Below are 21,566 nucleotides of genomic sequence, written 5' to 3' on the forward strand. Positions count from 1 at the left end.
TTATTGAGTTTGTTATTCTAAAGTAACTCTTTGTTTCGGTATTTTTATTTCGGTGATCACGTATTGGTTTCCTGAATTGAATATTCGGAAGCTGGCCTGATCACCATAGAGCAATTTCAAGCGTTGACGGGTGTTCTCGATTCCATGTCCTCCATCATCCTTTTTGGATCTGGTAGTACCCGGATTGAGGTACCCGCTATTTTTCACCTGAATATACAACTCGTCATTCAATCCCTCGCGACATTTGATTTCGATCAGTCCTCCTTTCACCAAATTGGAGATTCCGTGTTTAATGCCGTTTTCCACGATGGTCTGAAGCATCATCGGGGGGATTTTGTAGCTGAAGGACTCGTCTTCAATATGGTAAACCACTTCCAGACGCTCCTCAAACCGGATTGTCTCCAAGGCAAGGTAATCCTTGACCGTCGACAATTCGTCGGCAAAGTCAATCACCTGTTTTTTATCCATCATCAGTGAGAACCTGAGCATATTTGAAATCCGCGTTATAGCTGATTTGGCTTTCTCAGGATCCTCATCTACCAGAGCCCTAACAGAATTCAGCGCATTGAAGATGAAGTGGGGATTAAGCTGACTCTTCAGATGGTTGAGCCTAATTTCATTGATTTTTGCCTCATACTTGAGACTGTTGTTGTAATTATCAAGGAAATGGAATAAAAAGTAAAGCAAAAACCAAAAAGCATAGTACAAAAAGCTAACGAACAGATTCACTGCAATCACTAAAGTCCTGAAATCCTCATCAGGCTTCAATGTGCCAAATACCAAATTAATGAGGATCTGTGCCAACACGTTTGCAACAGACATCGCCAACAATGCCAAAATAGTCTGAATCAGGAGACGTAAAATCCCCAACTTGAACCATCCGTAAGACTTGACCACATGACGCATTGCATGTGTAGAAAGCAAATAAAAAGCCGCCCAGACTACAAATGCCATGACCTGAACTGCCGTAATACCCTGAGAAAGTGAGGCAAAAAAGATATTGACAAAGGCGAAGCTTCCCCAACCTATGAGCTGCAATATCCAGTAAAGCTTGACCCTTTTCATACTTGCCTCAAAGGTAGAAATGGTTAGGGATCGGCCACTCTTAATTTGATAAAAGGACGAGGCACTTGATTTTTGCGTCAATTTCTGCGTTTGAGTTCGGCCTTCAGGAATCTTCCGGTATGACTTTTCGAATGTGCGGCAACCTCTTCGGGAGTTCCTTGAACCACGATTGCTCCTCCCTTATTGCCTCCTTCAGGTCCGAGATCTATCACTCGGTCAGCGACTTTAATCACATCGAGGTTATGCTCAATGATCAAGACGGTATTGCCCTTCTCCACCAGCTTTTGCAAAACTCCCATCAGTAAATCAATGTCTTGGAAATGCAAACCTGTCGTCGGTTCATCCAGGATGTAGAAGGTTTTTCCTGTATCTTTTTTCGAAAGTTCAGTGGCCAGCTTTACCCGTTGGGCCTCCCCTCCGGAAAGTGTGGTCGCATGCTGGCCCAAGGTAATGTATCCTAGTCCTACCTCACTTAGGGTCTTGATTTTTCGAAGAATTTTAGGCTGAAACTCAAAAAAATCAACCCCTTGCTCTACTGTCATGTCCAAGACATCGGAAATAGACTTTCCTTTGAAGCGAACCTCCAGGGTCTCCCGGTTGTAGCGCTTGCCTTTGCAGGTTTCGCAGGGGATGTGTACATCCGGCAGGAAATCCATTTCGATCAACTTCATCCCTGCGCCTTCGCAATCCTCACATCTTCCGCCTTTGACATTGAATGAAAAACGTCCCGGTTTGTAGCCCCGGATTTTTGATTCCGGCAACTCAGTAAACAATGTGCGGATATCCGAAAAAACCCCGGTATACGTCGCTGGATTTGATCTGGGAGTCCGTCCGATGGGCGATTGGTCGACTTCGATGACTTTGTCCAATTCCTTGAGTCCCTCGATGCTTTTGAATGGCATGGGTTCCTTTTTGGAATTGTAAAACTCCCGGTTCAAAATCGGATAAAGCGTCTCATGAATCAGCGTACTTTTCCCGCTTCCTGACACCCCTGTCACCAGAATTAAAGTGCCCAAAGGCAGCTCTAAAGTCACATTTTTCAAGTTGTTTCCGGTAGCCCCCTTCAGAATCAAACTTATTCCTTTTCCTATTCGACGCACTTTTGGAATGGGAAGCCCAAGCTTTCCGCTCAGGTATCTGGAGGTCACCGATCCATTGTTGAAGATTTCACTCGGATGACCTGCCGCTACCACATGTCCTCCGTGACGTCCTGCTCCGGGGCCCATATCGAGGACATAATCCGAGGCCAACATCATGTCCTTGTCATGCTCGACCACCAAGACAGAATTGCCCAAATCCCGCAGGCTTTGCAGGGCCTTGATCAGCTTTTCATTATCCCGCTGATGAAGTCCGATACTGGGTTCGTCCAGAATGTAGAGTACACCTACCAATTGTGTTCCGATCTGAGTGGCAAGCCTGATCCGTTGCGCTTCTCCACCTGACAGGGTCCGCAAGGGGCGATTGAGCGAAAGGTAGTCCAGGCCAATATCCAGCAAAAACCCGATTCGCTTACGGATTTCTTTCAGGACTTCCGCACCGATGATGTTCTGCTTATCAGTGATGCGGCTTTCCAATCCTTCAAACCAGTCGGACAATCCCCGGATATCCATCACCGCCAACTCACCGATGTGCTTTTCGTCGATTTTGAAGTGCAGGGCTTCTTTTTTCAGACGATACCCTTCACAGTCTGGACAAGTTTTGGTCACGGTGAATTCAGAAACCCAATCTTGAATCTTATCCGAGCTGCCTTCCTGATATTTCTGAAGAAAATTGACTATGCCCTCAAAAGTCGTATTCCATTTCGTCCCGGGATATTTCACCGAATCGACTGCCACCTCCACTTTGTCGCCAAAAAGCAACACCTCCACCACATGGTTCGGGAGATCCTTAATCGGTGAACTCATGCTGCACTTGTAGTGCTTGAGTATGGCTTCAATTTTCTTGAAAATCCAGATGTCGCGGTATTCACCCAAGGGCGCAATTCCCCCTCGGGTAATGCTGAGGCCTGGATCAGGAATAATGCTCTCCCGGGTGATTTCTTCGATTACCCCCAAGCCATTGCATGTAGGACAAGCTCCGTAGGGGGAGTTGAAGGAAAATGCATTGGGTGCCGGTTCATCGTAGGAAAGGCCTGTCTCCGGATCCATCAGGTACTTGGAGAAATGATGATTCTCTCCGTTTTCCTCACGAATCATAAGGATGCCTTTACCATGCTGTAATCCTGATTTTAGCGATTGAGTGATTCGGAACCGATCTGATTCATCCGCCACGATCCGGTCGATGACAATCTCGATGTCGTGTATTTTGTAGCGATCCACCTGCATTTTGGGTACGATGTCCAGGACGACTCCGTCGACACGTACTTTGGAGAAACCCATTTTCCGGATTTGCTCAAAAAGCTCCCGGTAGTGGCCTTTTCTTCCTTTGACTACGGGGGCTAGGATGTAGAGCTTTTTGCCAAGAAACTTGGTGAACAACTGCTCTATGATTTGGTCTTCGGTCTGCCGGATCATCCGCTTTCCGGTCAGGTAGGAATACGCTTCCCCTGCCCGCGCATACAGCAATCGCATGAAATCATAGATTTCAGTGACTGTGCCTACGGTAGAACGTGGATTTTTGGATGTGGTCTTCTGCTCAATGGCAATCACCGGGGAAAGACCATTGATCTTATCCACATCCGGACGCTCCATTCCTCCCAAAAACGAGCGCGCATAAGCCGAGAAACTCTCCATGTACCGACGCTGCCCCTCAGCATAGATGGTATCGAAAGCCAGAGAGCTCTTTCCGCTACCACTCAGCCCGGTGATCACCACTAGTTTGTTGCGTGGGATCTTGACATCGAGGTTTTTGAGGTTATGCTCTCGGGCTCCAAAAATTTCAATATATTCTTCCTGTGAAGCAGGGGATTGACTCATGAAAGTGGGGAATTATTAATCGGCGAAGGTACAATTTTTTGAGGGGAGGAGCGATGCCCGACCCAAAGATTGTAACCTGAAAGCGGAGGAGATGTTTCTCGGCAGTTTACACTTCGAAGTGGGCGAAGTGGTGTGTGTCTCCACACACCACGGCGGAAATTTCTGGACAAATTAGATTTCAAAGGGCTGCGAAATCGTTGGACCCGGCTTCGAAAACCAAACCGGTCCAGATTCGGTCATGTACACACAATCCTCATGTCTGACACCAAATTCTCCGACGATTAGATTTTCTCTCCGATTTTATTTCCCATCTGTATGATCTCCTCCAGACGGGCCTCCTCATACTTCGGACAGATATAGCTCACCTCACCCTAGGCCGGAATGACGGCCAACATCGGACGCTCGCTTTGCCCCCAAGTCATCGCCGTGAAGTAATTCATGGAAGTACCGGAATCAAGGACAATAGCGCTAAATCCATTTTTGTCCATCAGGCACTGCGCTTTAGCGATACGGAATCTTCGTTCCTCTAGCGATATTGGAACAATATCGAATGAGTTCGATGTTGGCAAATTTTGAATGGGAGAATTTGAACTTAGTGTTTCTTTGAAACTATATGCAGAACTTGTGAAAAAAGTAGTCCCTGCAGCGAGTGCAGAAATGTTTATAAAATTGCGTCTGTTCATTTTAAAAGGGGATTCTGGTTGGGGTTTGAAGGTAATTAAATTTCCCTTTGAAAATGAATTCCTTCCTTCGCAAACTCTGCTAAAAAGCTTTTTTCTCAATCCTAACTTTAAACCCGAGATCAATTTGCAGGGCTCAACTCAATTATCGTCTTTACCGTGGCAAATAATGTTGGTTGAAAATCAAGTAAGGATATCTTCTTGAATAGTTAGAATAATATCACCCCTTCGGGGTTTTGGGACCGTCATTTCCAACTGTCCTCTATAATTATTTCATCCCTTCGGGATTACAAATCCGGTCCAGCCAATTCAAAGAATGGGATTTGAATATATCCTTCTGTGCCAGTAGATAACAATGCACTAGCGTTGGATCGAAATGCTCACTAATCTTCGCTCGGCCACCGGATTTCAGGTTTTTAAAGAGAAAAACCCCGAAGGGGTGTAACTATTCTAGAAAAACACAAATTGAGATCGTGAATCAAACCCTGAAAGGGTGAAATTATATGAATGACAAGCCGGTTATTTCATCCCTTCGGAATTACAAACCCAGTCCTTCCAATTTAAAAATGGGATCTGATTATGAATTAAACTACTCCGGAAGTAAGATCTCATACGATTTTCCTCTTTTCACATTGAGATTCCGATCTCGCAACCACGGATTGTACAGCTTTAGGTCTTTGTAAGAACTTCCCTGGTCTTTAGCCCATTTTGGAAGATCTTTGATATCCTCATCCACACGAATCGTCCTCAACACCGGGGTTTGGTAATAATCACTTTCCCTGAAATGGTAACCAAAGGCCCCGGGATTTTCAAAAATTATTTTGAAAGCCAAAATGCGAAAAAGGTATCGGCTCGTCTCCTCGTTCAGGTACAATTCGTAATAATTGCTGTGTAGCTGCTCCTCTTGTCTTTTACTAAACCCTGATTGTCCCATATTGTAACTGGCTGCCACGGCAGTCCAATCGCCAAATTTGGCATGCGCTTTCTTAAAATACTTGGCGGCTGCCAAGGTAGATTTTTCGAAATGATAGCGTTCGTCTACATTGTTGGTAATTTCCAGTCCATATTCTTTGCCTGTGCTTTCCAATATTTGCCAAAAACCCCTCGCTCCTGCCGGAGAACCCACATTCATCAAAGCACTTTCGGCGATCGCCACATATTTGAAATCATCCGGAATTCCATTTTCCTTCAACATCCGTTCAATTTCCGGTAGGTATTTGGCAGACCTTTTCAGCAACAAAATCATATTGGATTCCCAATAGGCATTGACATAGATCTCACGCTCCAATCGCTCAAAAATGTCACCTTTTTCCAATGGTACTTTTTCTCCGGCAAAATCCAATTTCTTTGGGATATCAAACAACCGTATCGAATCGCGGGTAATTGTAAATGCCTGGACCGGATAGGATCGCTCGTCCAATAGATTTTCATTATTCCCCTTCTCGATTGGTGATTTCCAAATAGCCCAAGTACCTAGGCCAATTGCCAGAAAAAGAAGAAAGTAAATTAAAAAGAGGTGATTTCTGCTCATAATTCAAGTTAAACCCAGAATGGAAGTATTCCTAGGCTGTTTTGTAAACGGCAAAAAATTAACTCGAGTGTATAAGAAGGGGTTTTTGAATTTGAAGAATATTGTTGTTTGTAAACAACATTTTTATATATTGTTGTTTGAAAAAAACATTTAGTATTTTTGTTGTTTATAAAAAACAATATCATGGATCGGCTCTTGACAATTTCAGAACGCAAACTTCAAGCAAGCATGCCTGCATTTGTTCGGTACCTAATGGAAAAAATCGACTGGAACCAGCGTCTGATTTTGATTTTGGGCCACAGAGGGGTAGGCAAGACCACTCTGATTTTACAAAAACTGAAAACGGTCGTCGCAAAAAAGGTCTACCTTAGTTTGGATGATTTTTATTTTGAAGAAAACCGCCTAATCCTACTTATTGAAGAGTATTACCAACTTGGATATAGATATTTTTATTTGGATGAAGCCCATCGATATGCCCATTGGTCAACAGACCTCAAGTCGATATTCGACATTTATGATGATGCCTTTTTTGTAGTCTCAGGATCTTCGATTTTGGAATTGAAAAAAGGAAATGCGGACTTGTCCCGAAGAGCCGCAGTTTATCACTTGGCAGGACTTTCGTTTCGAGAGTTTATCAATATTGAAAAAGATCAAGTGCTCTCTGAAATCTCTTTGGCGTCAATAATAGAAAATCATACACGAGCGAGCGAGGAACTGACCGATCGATTTGATATTCTCCGGCTTTTCGAGCAATACCTGAAGTATGGATATTACCCTTTTTCCCGCATGGGAGCCGACTTGTATTATTCCAGATTATTGGAAACTACTCACTTGGTATTAGAGATGGATATCGGTCCTTTTGAAGAAGTCTCATACAAAACTGTCCGAAGTATGAAAAAGCTTCTTTACATCATCAGTGAGTCTGTTCCATTTACTCCAAACATCAGTAAACTGGCCGAAAAGCTGGAGACTTCAAGAAATACCATATTGAAAATTCTGGATATGCTTCAGCAAGCTCAAATCATCAATCTGCTGTACCAATCAGTTCACGGAATTTCTTTTCTCCAAAAACCTGAAAAAATCTATTTGCAAAACCCAAACCTTGCTTTCGCATTAAGCCCTTCCGAACCGAATACGGGAAACCTCCGGGAGACTTTTTTCCTGAATCAAGTGCAGGTCTCACATCAGGTGACATTGCCGAAATTCGGTGACTTTATGGTAGGTGATCAGTTTGTATTCGAGATTGGCGGGTCTAATAAAACCACACAGCAAATTCAGGGAATCCCAAATGCCTATTTAGCACTTGATCAGATGAAAATTGGTTCTGGTGCCAAAATTCCGCTCTGGCTATTCGGCTTTTTGTATTAATTGATCAAGAAAAAAATCTAAACTCACTCAAGCTCTATAATCCTGATAATTTCTCGTTCAGTCCTCAAATAAGCCTTTCGGTCTTCAAAAGTTAAGGGTGGATTACAGATTCTGAGCGATACCTTTCCATCTTCATCACGATTAGCCAAGACAAGGTATTTCTCACCCACCTTGAAACTATCCGAACAAATCGAAATAGGTCCTTGGTATTTAAAAAGATCCTGTCCCATCTCCTTTTTAAGATCTCCTTTCAGAACATCAATCACTCGAAATTGAGGGTGATATCATGACCTCGTTTTATCGAGCTGTTCAAATCCGTATTCTATATATGTTTGAGATCTTGGCTTGGCTTTGTCAATGTCTGCTATGGAAACCACCTCACCATAAAAGATCACAGAAGCTATTTCAACTTTTTGCTTCAGGGTCTCAGTAAGCTCCTTAATACGCTCACAAGCCCAAGTGCATCCGAGTGAAAGCCCCATCAAAGCAAGTGTCAACCCATATTTTCTCATTTCATCATCCCCAATATCTCCTCTAAAAACTCTCGGGTATTGGAAAGTCTCGGCACTTTATGCTGGCCGCCAAGTTTGCCTTTTTTACTCAGCCAAGACTCAAAAAGTCCTTCGGGCGCCTGATGCATGACTGGAAGAGTCAGCGCCAAATCCTTGTACCGCTTCGCATCATAGTCTGAGTTGATTTGCCTGAGTTTTTCGTCCAATAGACGCGTAAATTTGTCCAAATCAGCCGGAGGGGTACGGAATTCCACAATCCATTCATGTGCTCCTTTGGAGCCATTTCCCTCAAAATAAACCGGAGCAGCTGTAAAATTTGCAATGGTGGAGTGGGTTTCCTCTGCAGCAAACTGAATCGCAGCTTCTGCATTTTCTACGATCACTTCTTCACCGAAGGCATTGATGAAATGCTTGGTTCGTCCTGAAATTCTAATCCGATAGGGAATCGTTGAAGTGAATTTGACGGTATCCCCTATTTTATATCGCCATAGTCCTCCGTTTGTGGAGATGACCATTGCATAGTTTTTCCCGATTTCGACCTCTTTCAAGGAAATGACTTGTTCATTTTCTTTTCCCCACTCATCCATTGGGATGAATTCATAGAAAATACCATAATCGAGCAGCAGTAACAATTCATCCGAATCAGGCTGATCCTGAATCCCAAAAAAACCCTCGGATGCATTGTAGGTCTCCATGTAATGCATCTTTTCTGAAGGAATCAACTCCTTGAACAAACTGCGGTAAGGCCCAAAAGCAACCGCCCCGTGGAAAAACACCTCCAGATTTGGCCAAACTTCCAGAATGTTTTTTGCCTTTTTCAGTTCGAGAATTCGCCGAAGCAACACGATAGTCCAAGTGGGAACACCCGCTATGCAGGTCACATTTTCGTTCATCGTCTCCCGGGCCATCTTTTCGATCTTGGCTTCCCACTCCCCCATCAAAGCTGTTTCTAAGGATGGAGTTCTCGCATATTGCGCCCAAATGGGAAGATTTTGCATAATCACAGCCGACACATCTCCAGCCTTGGCAGTACCTTGGGGATTCAGTGGATTCTTCTCCAATGTTCCTCCGATGGTCAGGCTTTTGCCTGTGAAAAGCTTTGAGTCCGGATAATTGGAAACATACAGCGACAGCATGTCTTTTCCACCTTTGTAATGACACTCCTCCAGACTTTCCTCCGACACAGGAATATATTTACTTCGGCTGCCGGTGGTACCTGAGGATTTGGCAAACCATTCAATCTCAGTATTCCAGATCACATTTTGACTGCCCCGCATGGTTTTTTCGATAAACGGCTTAAAGGATTCGTAATCAAAAACCGGAACCTTCTCCGCAAAATCGCTGTAGGACATAATCCTGTCAAACTGATATTTTTTTCCGAATTCTGTCCGCTTCCCAGCTTCGATCAACTCTCGAAATGCAGCCTCTTGAACTTGGATGGGGTTTTTCTTAAAATTTTCGATTTGACCCATTCTATTTTTAAATATCCAGGTCATGAAGCTGTTGATCACATCCATCTATTTAAAAATTTTGCGTTTCAGCTCAAACTGACTGCCTAAGTAAACTTTACGAACCTGCTCATCGGCCGCCAATTCCTCAGCTGTTCCGGCTTTGAGTAGTCGGCCTTCAAACATCAGGTAAGCACGGTCAGTGATGGATAATGTCTCGTTTACATTATGATCGGTGATCAAAATGCCAATGTTTTTGGTTTTTAATTTGGCGACAATGGTCTGAATCTCTTCCACGGCAATCGGATCGACACCTGCAAATGGTTCATCCAGCAGTACAAACTTCGGGTCTACTGCCAAAGCCCGTGCGATTTCTGTACGCCTTCTTTCTCCTCCTGAAAGAACCATACCCAAGTTTTTCCGCACATGAGTCAAGCTGAATTCTTCCAAAAGGCTCTCCATTTTTTCCTTTTGCTGGACTTTGGGCAATTTGGTCATTTCCAGGACGGCAAGAATATTTTCTTCCACCGATAGTTTGCGAAAAACCGAGGCCTCCTGTGCCAGATAGCCTATTCCAAGTTTTGCCCGCTTGTACATGGGCAAGCTGGTGATTTCGTCATTTTCCAGAAAAATCTTGCCTTCATTTGGTTGGATCAACCCTACAATTATGTAAAAGGAAGTGGTCTTTCCGGCACCATTAGGGCCTAAAAGACCGACGATTTCCCCCTGCTCCACTTGCACGGAAATATCATTGACCACACGGCGGCCTTTGTAGATTTTGACGAGGTTTTCGGCACGAAGCATCATATCAGTCAAATTTGATGTCTTTAACGTAGAGTTGCAAGCTACTTTTATCACGAAAAAAATTCTCACGCATTTCCACGACCAAGTCAAAACGCATTTTCCCGCGAAGCATGTTGACGGTAGTCAAATCAGGGTCCTTTTCCCGATCGGCCATCCCAAATCCCAGACAAACGGGAGTAGTCACCTGACCGTCTTGGACGATTTTAAACCGCAAATGCCTGTCTTTCAGTACGGTGACTTCTTCAGCATAGACATTGGAAATCTGGAAAACCGGCTCGGTATTGCCAGGTCCAAAAGGAGCCATCTGCTTCAAAATATTGTAAAACTTGTAATTGATTTGATCCAAAAGCAATACATCATCGACTTCTATCACTGGCTTCAGATGAATTTCCTCAATTCTGCTGCGAACCACCATTTCAAATTTTTCTTGAAATGCGGGCACATTTTCTACTGAAAGTGTCAATCCTGCCGCATACTTATGTCCTCCAAACTGATCCAAAAGATCGGCACATTCTGCAATAGCTTCGTAAATATCAAAGTCTACGACAGAACGCGCGCTTCCGGTTGCTTTGTTATTGGATTCGGTCAGGATGATCGTAGGGCGGTAATATTTCTCAATGCATCGACTCGCCACGATTCCGATCACGCCCTTATGCCAATCCTGCTTGAAAAGAACTGTAGAGTTCCACCGGGCAGTTTCTTCCTGAATGGCAAGCATTTCGAAAGCCTCTTTGGTGATGTTTTCGTCAAAGTTTCGACGGGTGGAATTTACCTCATCCACAAGCTTTGCCCGCTCTATTGCTTCGTCTAGATTGGGCGCAATCAACAGTTCCACAGAGGCCTTGGCATGCTCAAGTCTACCGGAGGCATTGATTCGGGGACCAATTTTGAAGACGATGTCCGAGATTTGAATATCCTTTTCGACTTTGGCCTGAAGGATCAAGGCCTTTAGTCCCGGTCTGGGAATATTGTTGATTCGGTCCAATCCGTAATAAGCCAAAATTCTATTTTCCCCGGAAATAGGGACAATGTCCGCCGCAATACTGACGACCAAGAGATCGAGGTAATTGTACAGATTGGATTCTTCGATTCCATTGGATTTGGCATAAGCCTGAATCAACTTGAAGCCTACTCCGCATCCACTCAATTCCTTGTAGGGATACTTGCAGTCTTTTCTTTTAGCATCCAAAACCGCCACTGCTGCAGGTAATTCATCACCGGGAGTATGGTGGTCACAAATGATGAAATCCACTCCAAGTTCAGCCGCCAATTTCACTTTGTCGATGGCTTTGATTCCGCAATCCAAAGCAATAATGAGGGAAATACCTTTTTCAGCAGCTACTCTTACCCCTCGATCGGAAATGCCGTAGCCTTCCTTGTAGCGATCAGGAATATAAAATTCAACATTGGGATAGAAGGATTTCAAAAAGCCATACATCAAGGCGACCGCAGTCGTCCCGTCTACGTCATAATCACCATACACCATGATTTTTTCCTGATTCAAGACCGCCTTTTGAATGCGCGTGACTGCCGCTTCCATATCCTTCATCAGAAAAGGATCATGGAGTTGACTTAGACTTGGGCGGAAATAATCTTTTGCCTGATCGAAACTCTCCACGCTCCGATTGATCAGCATATTTGCGAGTGTAGGATTCACATTGATTTCCTTACCGAGTCGCTCGATTACTGCTTGTGAGGCTTTGGGTTTTTGTTTCCAGACGTATTCCATGATTCGAAATTACAAAAGTAATTGGGATGAGAATTATCTTGACATGAGTTGGGGGGATCACCTGTTGGCGGACAATTTGGACTAAAAGTATCCTTTCTGAATGGATTTACTTCTGTTTTTGCTTTTGATACTGCCACCAGAAAAATCCGGGAAATATCAAAGACTTGAGCTTCCAGGCATTCTTTTCTCTAAAATTTAAGCCTGCATCCTGATGCACAGCACGATACATCTTACCCGCCAATAGGCAATGGCCAATCAGCAGTACAAAAACGATCGCATAAATGATCAGTTCATTCATTTGGGAAGAATATTTGAAAAGTTATACCTCTCAAAAGTTTAACAGATGATCCGGTTTTTATTGGAAGGTTAACCACTTTTTAACCTTTTCACTCCTTAATCTTTTTGTAAAATGAGTGCCGCCCAGTTGTCTTTAGAAGATTTTTGTTGAAGAACCAAGCCATGAGGAGTCGCCGCAATAATCAAATCTTCGATGTCCTCTGTGTAAAATCCACTCAAAAGGAGAAATCCCTTCGGTGACAGCAATCCTACATAGATCTGAATTTCATCGAGGAGCACATTTTTATTGATATTGGCCAGAATTATCTCAAAAGGCCCTTGGGGATTGACCTCGCGAATAGTGCCAAATCCCATTCTGGTGCTTAAGCCATTCAAATCAAAGTTTTCGTTACCATTGTCCACACACCAGTCGTCGATATCAAAAGCTTCTACTTCCCTCGCTCCCAGCAGATGGGCCATGATGGCCAGAATGCCAGTTCCGGAGCCGATGTCTAAGACTCTTTTTCCGGCATGATCCAATTCTCCCTGATGTCGAAGCATCTGATAGGTCGTGGCATGATGCCCGGTGCCAAAGGACATTTTGGGATTGATCACGATCTCGTAACTAAAGCCCGGCTGCGGCTGATGAAATGAAGCCCTGACATACACTAAATCCCCAACTTCAATGGGATCATAGTTTTTTTCCCATTCTTCATTCCAGTTGACCTTTGGCATGACCTCCTCTGTTAGATAGATTTCTGCTGCTTCCTGATAACCAGAGATGATTTCGGTGAATTTCTCCCTGTCAAAATTACCCTGTAGGATATAGGCATCAATTCCCTCCTCGGTCTCTTGGAAGGAATCAAAGCCTATTTCCGCCAATTCTGCAATGAGTATTTCCCGGAATTCTTCCAGGCACTTGATCTTAAACTCCAGGTAATCCATGGGATTGGGTAATGAAAATGTAAATAATATACAGGTCTGCTTGGACACAGACCTGCTATAATTGTGTTGGTTGATTTTAAATGGTTTTTAAAAGGACTTGGCGATATCAATGAAGTCTCTAGACTTAAGAGAAGCACCTCCTATCAGTCCACCATCTACATCTTCTTTAGAGAAAAGCTCTTTGGCGTTTCCCGGATTTGCACTACCCCCATAGAGTATTGAGGTATTGTTGGCCAATTCCTTACCAAACTTAGAGGCAATATGCCTTCTCAACGCAGCATGCATTTCTTGGGCTTGATCAGCCGTGGCAGTTTTGCCGGTTCCGATGGCCCAGATGGGTTCGTATGCAATCACCACTTTTGCCATGTCTTCAGGACTCAAATCAAAAAGGCTCGCCGTCAACTGGAATTTCACGTTGGATTCGTGGGTTCCGGCCATTCGGATTTCCAAGGATTCTCCACAGCAAAAAATCGGGGTCAATCCATGAGCAAGAGCCTGCTTTACTTTCAGGGCCAATAATTCATTGTCCTCTTTAAAATATTCTCTTCGCTCAGAGTGACCCAAAATCACATATTGAACGCCGAAAGAAGCTAAGATTTTGGCAGAAACTTCACCTGTAAACGCTCCTGATTCCATTGCGGAGCAATTTTGAGTGCCGAGTGCAATACCGGGAGTATCGCCAATCAGTTTTTTGACAGGAAAAATATGGGGAAAAGGAGGGTTCAAGACAGCAATGACATCTTTCACGGCTTCGTCTTTAAACATATTTACAATTTCGGATGTGAGTTTTTGACCTTCATCAAAGGTCATGTTCATCTTCCAGTTTCCGGCAATGATTTTTTTTCGCATGGTAGGTATAAAATTTTGAGAGGTTGGAAAAATAGCGTGAGCTGAGGTACTTTGGGCTAAAATTACCAAAAATGTCCGGTTGGGGAAAAAATAACCCAGATCAAGCTCCAAAAAAGTATTGGTCACTCGATGAAGCCAAAGGAAAACTCGAAACCTATTGCGCTTATCAGGAGCGAAGTCAATGGGAAGTCAGGCGCAAATTGTACGAAAAAGGCATCAAGGGTGATGATGCCGAAGAATTGATCGCAGAAATGATCGGAACTGATTTTTTGAACGAGGAACGCTTTGCCCGGGCATTTGCAAGGGGAAAGTTCCGGCTGAAGCATTGGGGGAGATTACGGATCACCCGAGAACTTAAAATGCGGGATATCAGTCCCCGATTAATTCAATATGGGCTTTCGGAGATCGATCCGGAGGAATACTACGATACCCTTTTGACCCAGACAGAAAAAAAGTGGGATAAGACGCTTGAAAAAGATCTCTTCAAAAAGCGATACAAAGTGATTCAATATTTGATGAGCAGGGGTTTTGAGCAAGACTTAGTGCAGGAGGCGGTTTCTGGTTTGCAGTAAGCAAGATTTCAGATTGTCAACAGACCACAGTCCACGGTCGACAGCCTGCACAAAGGACTTAAGATTTTTATTTCATAAATTCATCCAAACTTTTTTCCTATGGCATTCAAATTCGAAGAACTACGGGTTTGGGAACTTTCCATCAACTTAGCAACCGAAATTAACGGACTTATAAAAACTTTTCCTTCTGAAGAAAGATTTGTGCTATCGTCTCAAATTCAACGGGCTGCAGATTCAGTTGCATTAAACATAGCAGAAGGGTCTACAGGCCAATCCAACGCAGAATTCAAAAAAATTCCTTGGGTATTCCAACCGATCAGCAATAGAAGTGGTTTGTTGTCTTCACCTAGGGCGAAAAAGAAACCTAATTCAGGAAGAAGCCTTTTTCAAACTCTATTCTTCCTATGAGCTGTTGATTAAAAAAATTCAAGCCTTAAAAAATTCAATAGCTTAAAATTACTATGGCACAATGATAGAAAAAGGACTGAAGTACTCGAATCGGAGCCGTGAACCGTCGTCTGTGGACCGTTGACTAACTTACCAATTCCGTCATAATCTTCGCCGAAAGCAGCGAAAGCGGAATTCCTCCTCCCGGATGCACTGAGCCTCCGCAGAAGTATAGATTTTTGATATCGGAGGAAAAGTTGGCGTGGCGCAGAAATGCAGCAAACTTATTATTTGAGCTATTGCCATACAATGCGCCTTGGGCGGAAGAAGTTTTGGATTCAATGGTTCTCGGATCCAGGATTTCTTCAACTTCAATCAGCGGTTCCAGGTCTGTTTTCAGAATTCTGCTGATTTTTGAAATGATGTTTCTTCTCGCCTCGGCGATCAGCTCATCCCAGTTTTGGCCTTTATTATTGGGCACATTGATCATGGTAAACCAATTCATGCAGCCTGCCGGGGCATCGTCTGCTTTGTAAACCGAAGTGATATTGATGTACACGGTCGGATCGGAATAGATCGAGCCTTTATTGAAAATGTGATCAAACTCCGTCTTGTAATCTTCCGAGAAAAGAATGTTGTGAAGATCCAATTCCGGAAAATTCTTTTTGATGCCCCAATAAAAGATCAATGCCGAACTGGATTTGGGTTGGTCGAGCAGAAGTTTGGGTTGTTTTTGTTTTCGCAGGATAGTCTTGTAGGCATTGACCATGTCCATGTTGTTCACCAAGATATCCGATTTGATTTCTTTGCCCTGAACCAGCACTCCTACTGCTTTTCCATTTTCTACCAATATCTCCTCTACGCGAGCATTGAAATGGAAGTGTACTCCCAGAGATTCCGCCAGTTTGTATAAACTCATGGTGATATCGTGCATCCCTTTTTTTGGAAAAAATGCACCGATGTTAAATTCCAGATGCGGAATGATATTCAGCGTGGCAGGAGTTTCATAGGGATTCGAACCGTTGTACGTGGCATATCGGTTGAAAAGCTGCACCAGTTTTGGGTGTTGAAACTGCCGCTCGTTGGCTTTATTCATGGTAGAAAAAATACCGAGCTTGCCCATCTTTAGATACGATTTCAGTGCCTGAGGATTGGTCCAGGTGCCGAACTTATGCAGGGACCGATGCATAAAAAGCGGTGCCAAATGATCATAGATAAAAGCCGATCGCTGAAGTGCTTCGCGAATATGACCTGCAGGCTCTCCTAATTTCGTTTCTACTTCCTCAGCAAAACGATTGAGATCCGCCCAAGCTTTCAACTTTTTGCCATCCTCCCAAAAATAATGACAGGCCACATCCAACTTGAGGTACTCGAAATGATCCTCGGTTTTTTGACCTGCCAAGCGGAAAAGTTCGGCTACCTGCTCGGGCAAAGTAAACAAGGATGGACCCGCATCGAAGCGATACCCTTGGATGAGGAGTTCCGAAAGTTTTCCTCCGGGATAGGCATTGGACTCAAACACTTCCACGTCAAAGCCTTTAACCGCCAAGCGAATGGAAGCCGCAATTCCGGCAATTCCAGAACCGACAACGAGGGCTTTCTTCTTCATTTAGTTTGAATTGAAAGATGAAACTGGCGAATTGTGACTTGAGTTTTATTTTTCTTCAAAATAATTTCAATTTTTTTAAAATTTTTTGCTTTTGAAATTTTTCCACGAATTGAGGATTTATAGAAAAAACACTAGAATTATGGGGAAACTTTTTCTCGAAATATTACCAAAAAACCCATTTTTTAAGTTGGCATGAAAAATTGTACCTATGAATTTCTACTTTCTATCAAATTCGGTGAAAAACAATTTTAAAAACATTTTTTTGTATGTATTAATCATCTTAATTTGTTTCAAATAAAAAACTATGAAAAACTTTAAAATCAAATTTTTGGGATTAGCCCTTGCGGGGATGGTTCTGGGAGCGTGTAGCCAAATGGGTACGTACGAAAATGCTGACTTGATGAACGAGCAAGCAGAAGCAAATAAGGCGGGAGCAAAATTGACTCCTTTGGGTTCAGGTAATGAGAATGCCAGAACTTACTCGGCGACTAATTGTGTAGACTTCTGCATTGATCTGGTTAAACCTGAGTATTCTATGCAAACTGCTACAATTTCTAATAATTCCGGTCCTCAGACCCGCGTATTTACATACACAGTTCACAACACACTCACAGGATTTGAATTGGCATGGAATTATGACGCAACTAACAATGCTGCCAGAAAGTTAAGAATAACTGTATCAGGTGCGGGATTTACATCCCCTCAAACATATACTTCTAATAAGGTGCAATCAGCTGGAAATGGTTCAAATTCATTCACTTTTGATGCATCATGGGCTGCGTGTGGCGTAGTTAACATAGTAGCAGTAATGCTTGATGGTAATAATGTTATGGTATCTGCACCAATAACCACTACTTATGGCCTAATAGGTGCATGTGGTGGCTGTGATGAATCATTCACTTATGTTGACAACGGTGACAAAACCTATACTTTCACTTACACACCGGAGGAGAATATTGCCAATGCTGCATTAGTTTTCACTTTTGCTCAAGGAACTGCAATTTCTGGTCTTGATGCTTCATGGTCAGTAAATGGTCAGACTAGACAAAAAACAATGAGTCTTACATCTTGCACGTCTTATACATGGACTGTGGCCTTGAATGGTAATTGTAGTGGCAATTCGAGATCTTCCAACGTATGGACAGACTTCAAAGTGAACGATGTTTCCAAGAAGAATAATCAAGAAGATAAATTCACTCAAGTTTGTGACTAATCAATTGTAAATTATATTTTATGTGTATTCGGTTAGCTGCACGTACCCAAATAAAGGTAGAATTAAGTTCCAATTGAATGTGCTGTGGACTGTTGACAGTCGTCTGTGGACGTGTATCCGCATACAAAATACCCCAAATCTAGTCCACGTGCATCAGTGCGGATACACATATTATATTTCAAAAACCCCCGAAGGATGCTCGAGGCCACTGAAAAAGTCTCTTGATGCTAAATTGTTATTAGAAAAGGTGTAGGAAAATAGTTTTCTACACCTTTTTTGTATATTTTATATACAATTCCCTCATTAACAACCTATTACACCAACAAAGGATTAAGTTCAGTGAGCATGGTTCCATCTATGATTTGATAGTGCCAAAGGACAATCTTCTTCGAAAGATTAATGACATCATAGATTTTAGTTTTGTTTACCAAGAGCTGGTTAGTAAATACTGTACTACTAACGGACGTATGGCTCAAAGCCCTGTTCGGATGTTTAAGTACCTGTTGCTTAAAACCATCTATACCTTGTCAGATGTCGATGTGGTGGAGCGTTCACTTTAAGACATGTCTTTCAAATATTTTTTAGAAATGTCCCCCGAAGAAGAGGTCATTAATTCCAGTTCGTTGACCAAGGTTCGAAAGCTTCAGTTAAAAGACACCGATTTGCTGAACCTGTTGATCAACAAAACAGTCTCTGTTGCCATAGAAAAAGGTGTAATCCGCTCTAAATCGATCATAGTAGATGCCGTAGATGCCACACATACGCTTTCAAGAACCAATCCATTTTCAGCCTTAGCAGTATTAAGAAAACGTTCAAAGCTACTTCGCAAAACTATTTATTCGTATGAAGAGAGCTGGAAAGAGCGGATGCCAAAAAAGAACACGGATAATGATCTGCAAAAGGAGTTGTCCTATTGTAAGGAGTTAGGACGAGTTATTGAGCAGGATGAAACTATCAACGCTATACCAGCAATAAAAGAGAAATTAAACCTTTTAAAGGAAACCGTTGAAGATACCCAGGAAAACATCACATCAGCAAAAGATGCTGTATCCAAAACAGGCTATAAGTCAGTAGACAACCCTTTTTTTGGAAACAAGACCCACTTGGCAATGACCGAAGAACGGATCATCTCAGCTGCTGGTAACCTCTGGAGAGAGAGGAGATGGTCCGGAACTCCCCAAGCTCATTAAAATGAGTCAGGAAAATGGGCTTGACTTTGATACCGTTATCGGGGATGCAGCATACTCTGGAAAAGAAAACATCCAGCTGGCAAAAGACCAAGACCTTAAAATCGTAGCAAAACTTAATCCCTCAATCACACAGGGATTTAGAAAGGATGAAGATAAATTTGATTTCAATAAAGACGCTGACATGTTTGTATGCCCAGCCGGGCATTTAGCCATACGCAAGACAAGACAGGGGAGAAAGAAGGTGGGTAAAAATCAAGTAAACATCTACTATTTTGATGTAGAAAAATGCAAAACGTGTCCATTAAAAAACGGCTGTTATAAACAAGGGAGCAAAGGCCAAATCGTACTCTGAATCCATAAAATCAGACCTTCATAAAGAACAAATGGTTTTTCATGAATCACCCTACTTCAAAGAAAAAGCAAAGGAACGGTATAAAATTGAAGCCTAAAACGGAGAGTTAAAAAACGCACATGGATTTGGAAGGGCGAAAGCTTACGGGATAACTAACATGGAAATGCTAGCCGCCATAGCTTTATTCACCGTCAATGTTAAAAGAATCTTAAAACTAGCCCGGTTATAATCAAAAAATCGTTTACAATCGCTGAAAATCATCAAAATTAGCTCGGTATAGCCTTTTATAGAGAAATTTTAAAGCAAGTGGCGAAAAAAAGAAAGCAACTAAGTCAAACTTGTCCGTGACCTAATCGCTTTCAAAATTTTACCTTCAGTTTTAGCTGCTTTTTCAGTGGCCTCATTAAGTAAACGGGGGCATTTTGGAAGCTCTGCTTAAGTTCTTCTCCAAAGCTCATTTCAGAAGTGGATACTCAAGATTTAGAAACCTTCCAACACTACAAGAAAAAAAATCCGGTTCCACACAAGCGGAACCGGATTTTTGGATTTTTACTGTGTATTAAAATTAATACCCGGGATTCTGCGTCAATGGTGCAGTATTGTTGTTGAGGATTTCTTCCAATGGAATAGGCCAGATAAACAAGTTGCTGGCATAAGGCAAGGAGTGATCGGTTGGAATAGGACCTGTACCTGTATAGAACGCGATTCCTGTGATCGATCTTGAAGTAGCCTTAGGAGGAATACCAGGCATTCTACCTTCACCCGCTAATCTGTGGATGTTAGGGAATCTTCTGCCTTCTGCAAGGAATTCGATTCTAGTCTCCTGAATTATCGCATCAATCAAGGCATTAGCATTTGCAAAGCTACCCACTGTAAAAGATGCTACAGTAGCCGGCAGAGCTCTGCTCCTTACGGAATTCAATAAGGTAACAGCAGGGGCCAAATTACCCAGTCTTGCATTTGCTTCAGCTGCCGCCAAAACAACCTCAGAGAATCTCATAACGATAGATTTATCAGAGAAAGTCACGTTGTCAATGTACTTGTTGGTAAACATCCCAAGCGGACCTTGACTTACAAACCCGTCAGCTGCGCCTCTTAAACTTCTTCTGGTATCCTCAGGATGCCAAAAAGATGCTCTCCAGATCAGTGGGCTTATCTTTACCAGACCCCTTGAACCCAAGTTTGGATTACCATACATGTTTGCCAAGGCACCGTTTACACCCGGATTGGAGTTGGCAGTATTTTCAAAAGAGAAAATATTGTCAGTACTTGTTCCGCCGCGGAACGGAGCCAATGGATTTGCAGTAACGGCATAGATGCCCTTTATCTTGTCGTACTCAGCCAGGACACCTGCCCAGTCTTTCATGTGCAATTTCACTCTTGCTTTCAGGCCGATTGCGGCACCTTTCTGCGCTCTGAAAGGATTCGTGCTGGAGTTTAACAATGTTTCTGCCTGATCTAGATCAGCCAAAAGTTGGGTATAAACTTCCTGAACGGTGCCTCTTCCTACTGCCTCACCTGCTCCAACTTTGGACACATCATTGATGGCAAAAGTTCTGTAAGGAATACCCATGGAAGATGGATTGTCAGAATATGGTCTAGCGAAATAAAGCACCAATTCATGATGTGCGAGGGCTCTTAGGTAGAGCGCTTCACCCATAAACTGATTCATCACCGCTGCCGTTATTGCACCCTTTGACTGTGCAATAGGCAAATTCTCAATTACAATGTTTGCACGGTTGATCATTCTGTAAAGAGCGATCCACTGTCCGTTGTTGTTGGCAGTCTGAGGATTCTGACCATTGATATAGGTGATTTCATAAAACAACTGATCGTTGTACATATCTTCACCTCTCATATCTCCCTGCTGAATGGAAGCTGCTCCGAATGGATAGCCCCGCTGGACAGCTCCTAAGTAGAATCCACGCTGAGCAGATTCATAGATACCCAACACGGCCGCATTTACCCTGTTAGCATCCGCAAAAGCTTCAGCATCAGGAATGATGTCGGCAGGCTGCAGGTCAGTCACATCGCAAGAGGAAGTAATTCCCAACATCGCCAAGGCAACAAATGCTGTCTTTATATTATTTGAAATTATTGTTTTCATGTGTTTGTCATTTT

Annotated in this window: 17 protein-coding genes and 3 pseudogenes; 7 read left to right on the top strand and 13 right to left on the bottom strand. The window is 42.9% G+C overall.

The window, feature by feature from the left end; all coding sequences use genetic code 11:
* Window positions 1-12 precede the first annotated feature (12 nt).
* The 3 genes from BLQ81_RS00095 to BLQ81_RS21880 form a co-directional block, all read right to left on the bottom strand.
* Window positions 13-1,065 (bottom strand): sensor histidine kinase, encoded by a 1,053-nt coding sequence (locus BLQ81_RS00095; RefSeq protein ID WP_092727921.1) that lies wholly within the window; start codon window positions 1,063-1,065, stop codon window positions 13-15.
* 77 nt (window positions 1,066-1,142) lie between these two features.
* On the bottom strand, window positions 1,143-3,980 hold the full coding sequence (gene uvrA, locus BLQ81_RS00100) for an excinuclease ABC subunit UvrA (protein WP_092727922.1): 2,838 nt from the start codon (window positions 3,978-3,980) through the stop codon (window positions 1,143-1,145).
* Window positions 3,981-4,351: 371 nt separating this feature from the next.
* On the bottom strand, window positions 4,352-4,549 hold the full coding sequence (locus BLQ81_RS21880; protein WP_139183536.1) for an aminopeptidase P family N-terminal domain-containing protein: 198 nt from the start codon (window positions 4,547-4,549) through the stop codon (window positions 4,352-4,354).
* Window positions 4,550-4,556: 7 nt separating this feature from the next.
* Here BLQ81_RS21880 and BLQ81_RS00105 point away from each other — a divergent pair, with 7 nt between their 5' ends.
* The gene (locus BLQ81_RS00105) at window positions 4,557-4,865 is read left to right on the top strand and encodes a hypothetical protein (protein WP_092727923.1); all 309 of its coding nucleotides are present in this window, start codon (window positions 4,557-4,559) and stop codon (window positions 4,863-4,865) included.
* A gap of 384 nt (window positions 4,866-5,249) precedes the next feature.
* Here BLQ81_RS00105 and BLQ81_RS00110 read toward each other — a convergent pair whose 3' ends face one another.
* Complete coding sequence (locus BLQ81_RS00110; RefSeq protein ID WP_092727924.1) at window positions 5,250-6,191, bottom strand: lytic transglycosylase domain-containing protein; 942 nt, start codon at window positions 6,189-6,191, stop codon at window positions 5,250-5,252.
* Between the two features lie 183 nt (window positions 6,192-6,374).
* On the opposite strand from BLQ81_RS00110, the gene BLQ81_RS00115 reads away from it, so the two are divergent.
* On the top strand, window positions 6,375-7,559 hold the full coding sequence (locus BLQ81_RS00115) for an ATP-binding protein (RefSeq protein WP_092727925.1): 1,185 nt from the start codon (window positions 6,375-6,377) through the stop codon (window positions 7,557-7,559).
* Between the two features lie 284 nt (window positions 7,560-7,843).
* Here the strand turns inward: BLQ81_RS00115 and BLQ81_RS00125 are convergent, their stop codons facing one another.
* The 7 genes from BLQ81_RS00125 to tpiA form a co-directional block, all read right to left on the bottom strand.
* The gene (locus BLQ81_RS00125) at window positions 7,844-8,071 is read right to left on the bottom strand and encodes a hypothetical protein (protein WP_092727927.1); all 228 of its coding nucleotides are present in this window, start codon (window positions 8,069-8,071) and stop codon (window positions 7,844-7,846) included.
* Window positions 8,068-9,588 (bottom strand): GH3 auxin-responsive promoter family protein, encoded by a 1,521-nt coding sequence (locus BLQ81_RS00130; RefSeq protein WP_092727928.1) that lies wholly within the window; start codon window positions 9,586-9,588, stop codon window positions 8,068-8,070. Before BLQ81_RS00130 ends, BLQ81_RS00125 begins: the two co-directional genes overlap by 4 nt.
* The gene (lptB, locus tag BLQ81_RS00135) at window positions 9,589-10,326 is read right to left on the bottom strand and encodes an LPS export ABC transporter ATP-binding protein (RefSeq protein ID WP_092727929.1); all 738 of its coding nucleotides are present in this window, start codon (window positions 10,324-10,326) and stop codon (window positions 9,589-9,591) included. It lies immediately after the preceding gene.
* Window position 10,327: 1 nt separating this feature from the next.
* Window positions 10,328-12,052 (bottom strand): single-stranded-DNA-specific exonuclease RecJ, encoded by a 1,725-nt coding sequence (gene recJ, locus BLQ81_RS00140; protein WP_092727930.1) that lies wholly within the window; start codon window positions 12,050-12,052, stop codon window positions 10,328-10,330.
* 106 nt (window positions 12,053-12,158) lie between these two features.
* Window positions 12,159-12,350 carry a hypothetical protein gene (locus tag BLQ81_RS00145; protein WP_092727931.1) on the bottom strand — a complete coding sequence of 64 codons (192 nt, stop codon included), beginning with the start codon at window positions 12,348-12,350 and terminating at the stop codon, window positions 12,159-12,161.
* A gap of 95 nt (window positions 12,351-12,445) precedes the next feature.
* Window positions 12,446-13,273, bottom strand: a complete 828-nt coding sequence (gene prmA / locus BLQ81_RS00150) for a 50S ribosomal protein L11 methyltransferase (RefSeq protein WP_092727932.1) — start codon at window positions 13,271-13,273, stop codon at window positions 12,446-12,448.
* An 87-nt stretch (window positions 13,274-13,360) separates the two neighbouring features.
* Window positions 13,361-14,122: a triose-phosphate isomerase gene (gene tpiA, locus BLQ81_RS00155; protein ID WP_092727933.1), complete on the bottom strand. Its 762-nt coding sequence runs from the start codon at window positions 14,120-14,122 to the stop codon at window positions 13,361-13,363.
* Window positions 14,123-14,193: 71 nt separating this feature from the next.
* Between tpiA and BLQ81_RS00160 the strand changes: the two genes are divergently transcribed.
* The 3 genes and pseudogenes from BLQ81_RS00160 to BLQ81_RS22885 all read left to right on the top strand — a co-directional run.
* Window positions 14,194-14,694 (top strand): regulatory protein RecX, encoded by a 501-nt coding sequence (locus tag BLQ81_RS00160; protein WP_092727934.1) that lies wholly within the window; start codon window positions 14,194-14,196, stop codon window positions 14,692-14,694.
* Window positions 14,695-14,793: 99 nt separating this feature from the next.
* Window positions 14,794-14,928: pseudogene (locus BLQ81_RS22880) on the top strand (four helix bundle protein); the annotation flags it as partial.
* 85 nt (window positions 14,929-15,013) lie between these two features.
* Window positions 15,014-15,148: pseudogene (locus tag BLQ81_RS22885) on the top strand (four helix bundle protein); the annotation flags it as partial.
* Between the two features lie 78 nt (window positions 15,149-15,226).
* On the opposite strand, the gene crtD reads toward BLQ81_RS22885, so the two are convergent.
* Window positions 15,227-16,690 (bottom strand): 1-hydroxycarotenoid 3,4-desaturase CrtD, encoded by a 1,464-nt coding sequence (gene crtD, locus BLQ81_RS00170; protein WP_092727935.1) that lies wholly within the window; start codon window positions 16,688-16,690, stop codon window positions 15,227-15,229.
* Between the two features lie 304 nt (window positions 16,691-16,994).
* On the opposite strand from crtD, the gene BLQ81_RS00175 reads away from it, so the two are divergent.
* Together BLQ81_RS00175 and BLQ81_RS00180 are read left to right on the top strand one after the other, a co-directional pair.
* Window positions 16,995-17,903: a hypothetical protein gene (locus tag BLQ81_RS00175; RefSeq protein WP_092727936.1), complete on the top strand. Its 909-nt coding sequence runs from the start codon at window positions 16,995-16,997 to the stop codon at window positions 17,901-17,903.
* A 302-nt stretch (window positions 17,904-18,205) separates the two neighbouring features.
* Window positions 18,206-19,674: pseudogene (locus tag BLQ81_RS00180) on the top strand (IS1182 family transposase).
* A gap of 336 nt (window positions 19,675-20,010) precedes the next feature.
* Here BLQ81_RS00180 and BLQ81_RS00185 read toward each other — a convergent pair.
* Window positions 20,011-21,552 carry a RagB/SusD family nutrient uptake outer membrane protein gene (locus BLQ81_RS00185; protein ID WP_175454127.1) on the bottom strand — a complete coding sequence of 514 codons (1,542 nt, stop codon included), beginning with the start codon at window positions 21,550-21,552 and terminating at the stop codon, window positions 20,011-20,013.
* Between the last annotated feature and the right edge of the window lie 14 nt (window positions 21,553-21,566).

Origin of the sequence: Algoriphagus alkaliphilus, from assembly GCF_900103735.1 — a bacterium.
GTDB lineage: Bacteria > Bacteroidota > Bacteroidia > Cytophagales > Cyclobacteriaceae > Algoriphagus > Algoriphagus alkaliphilus.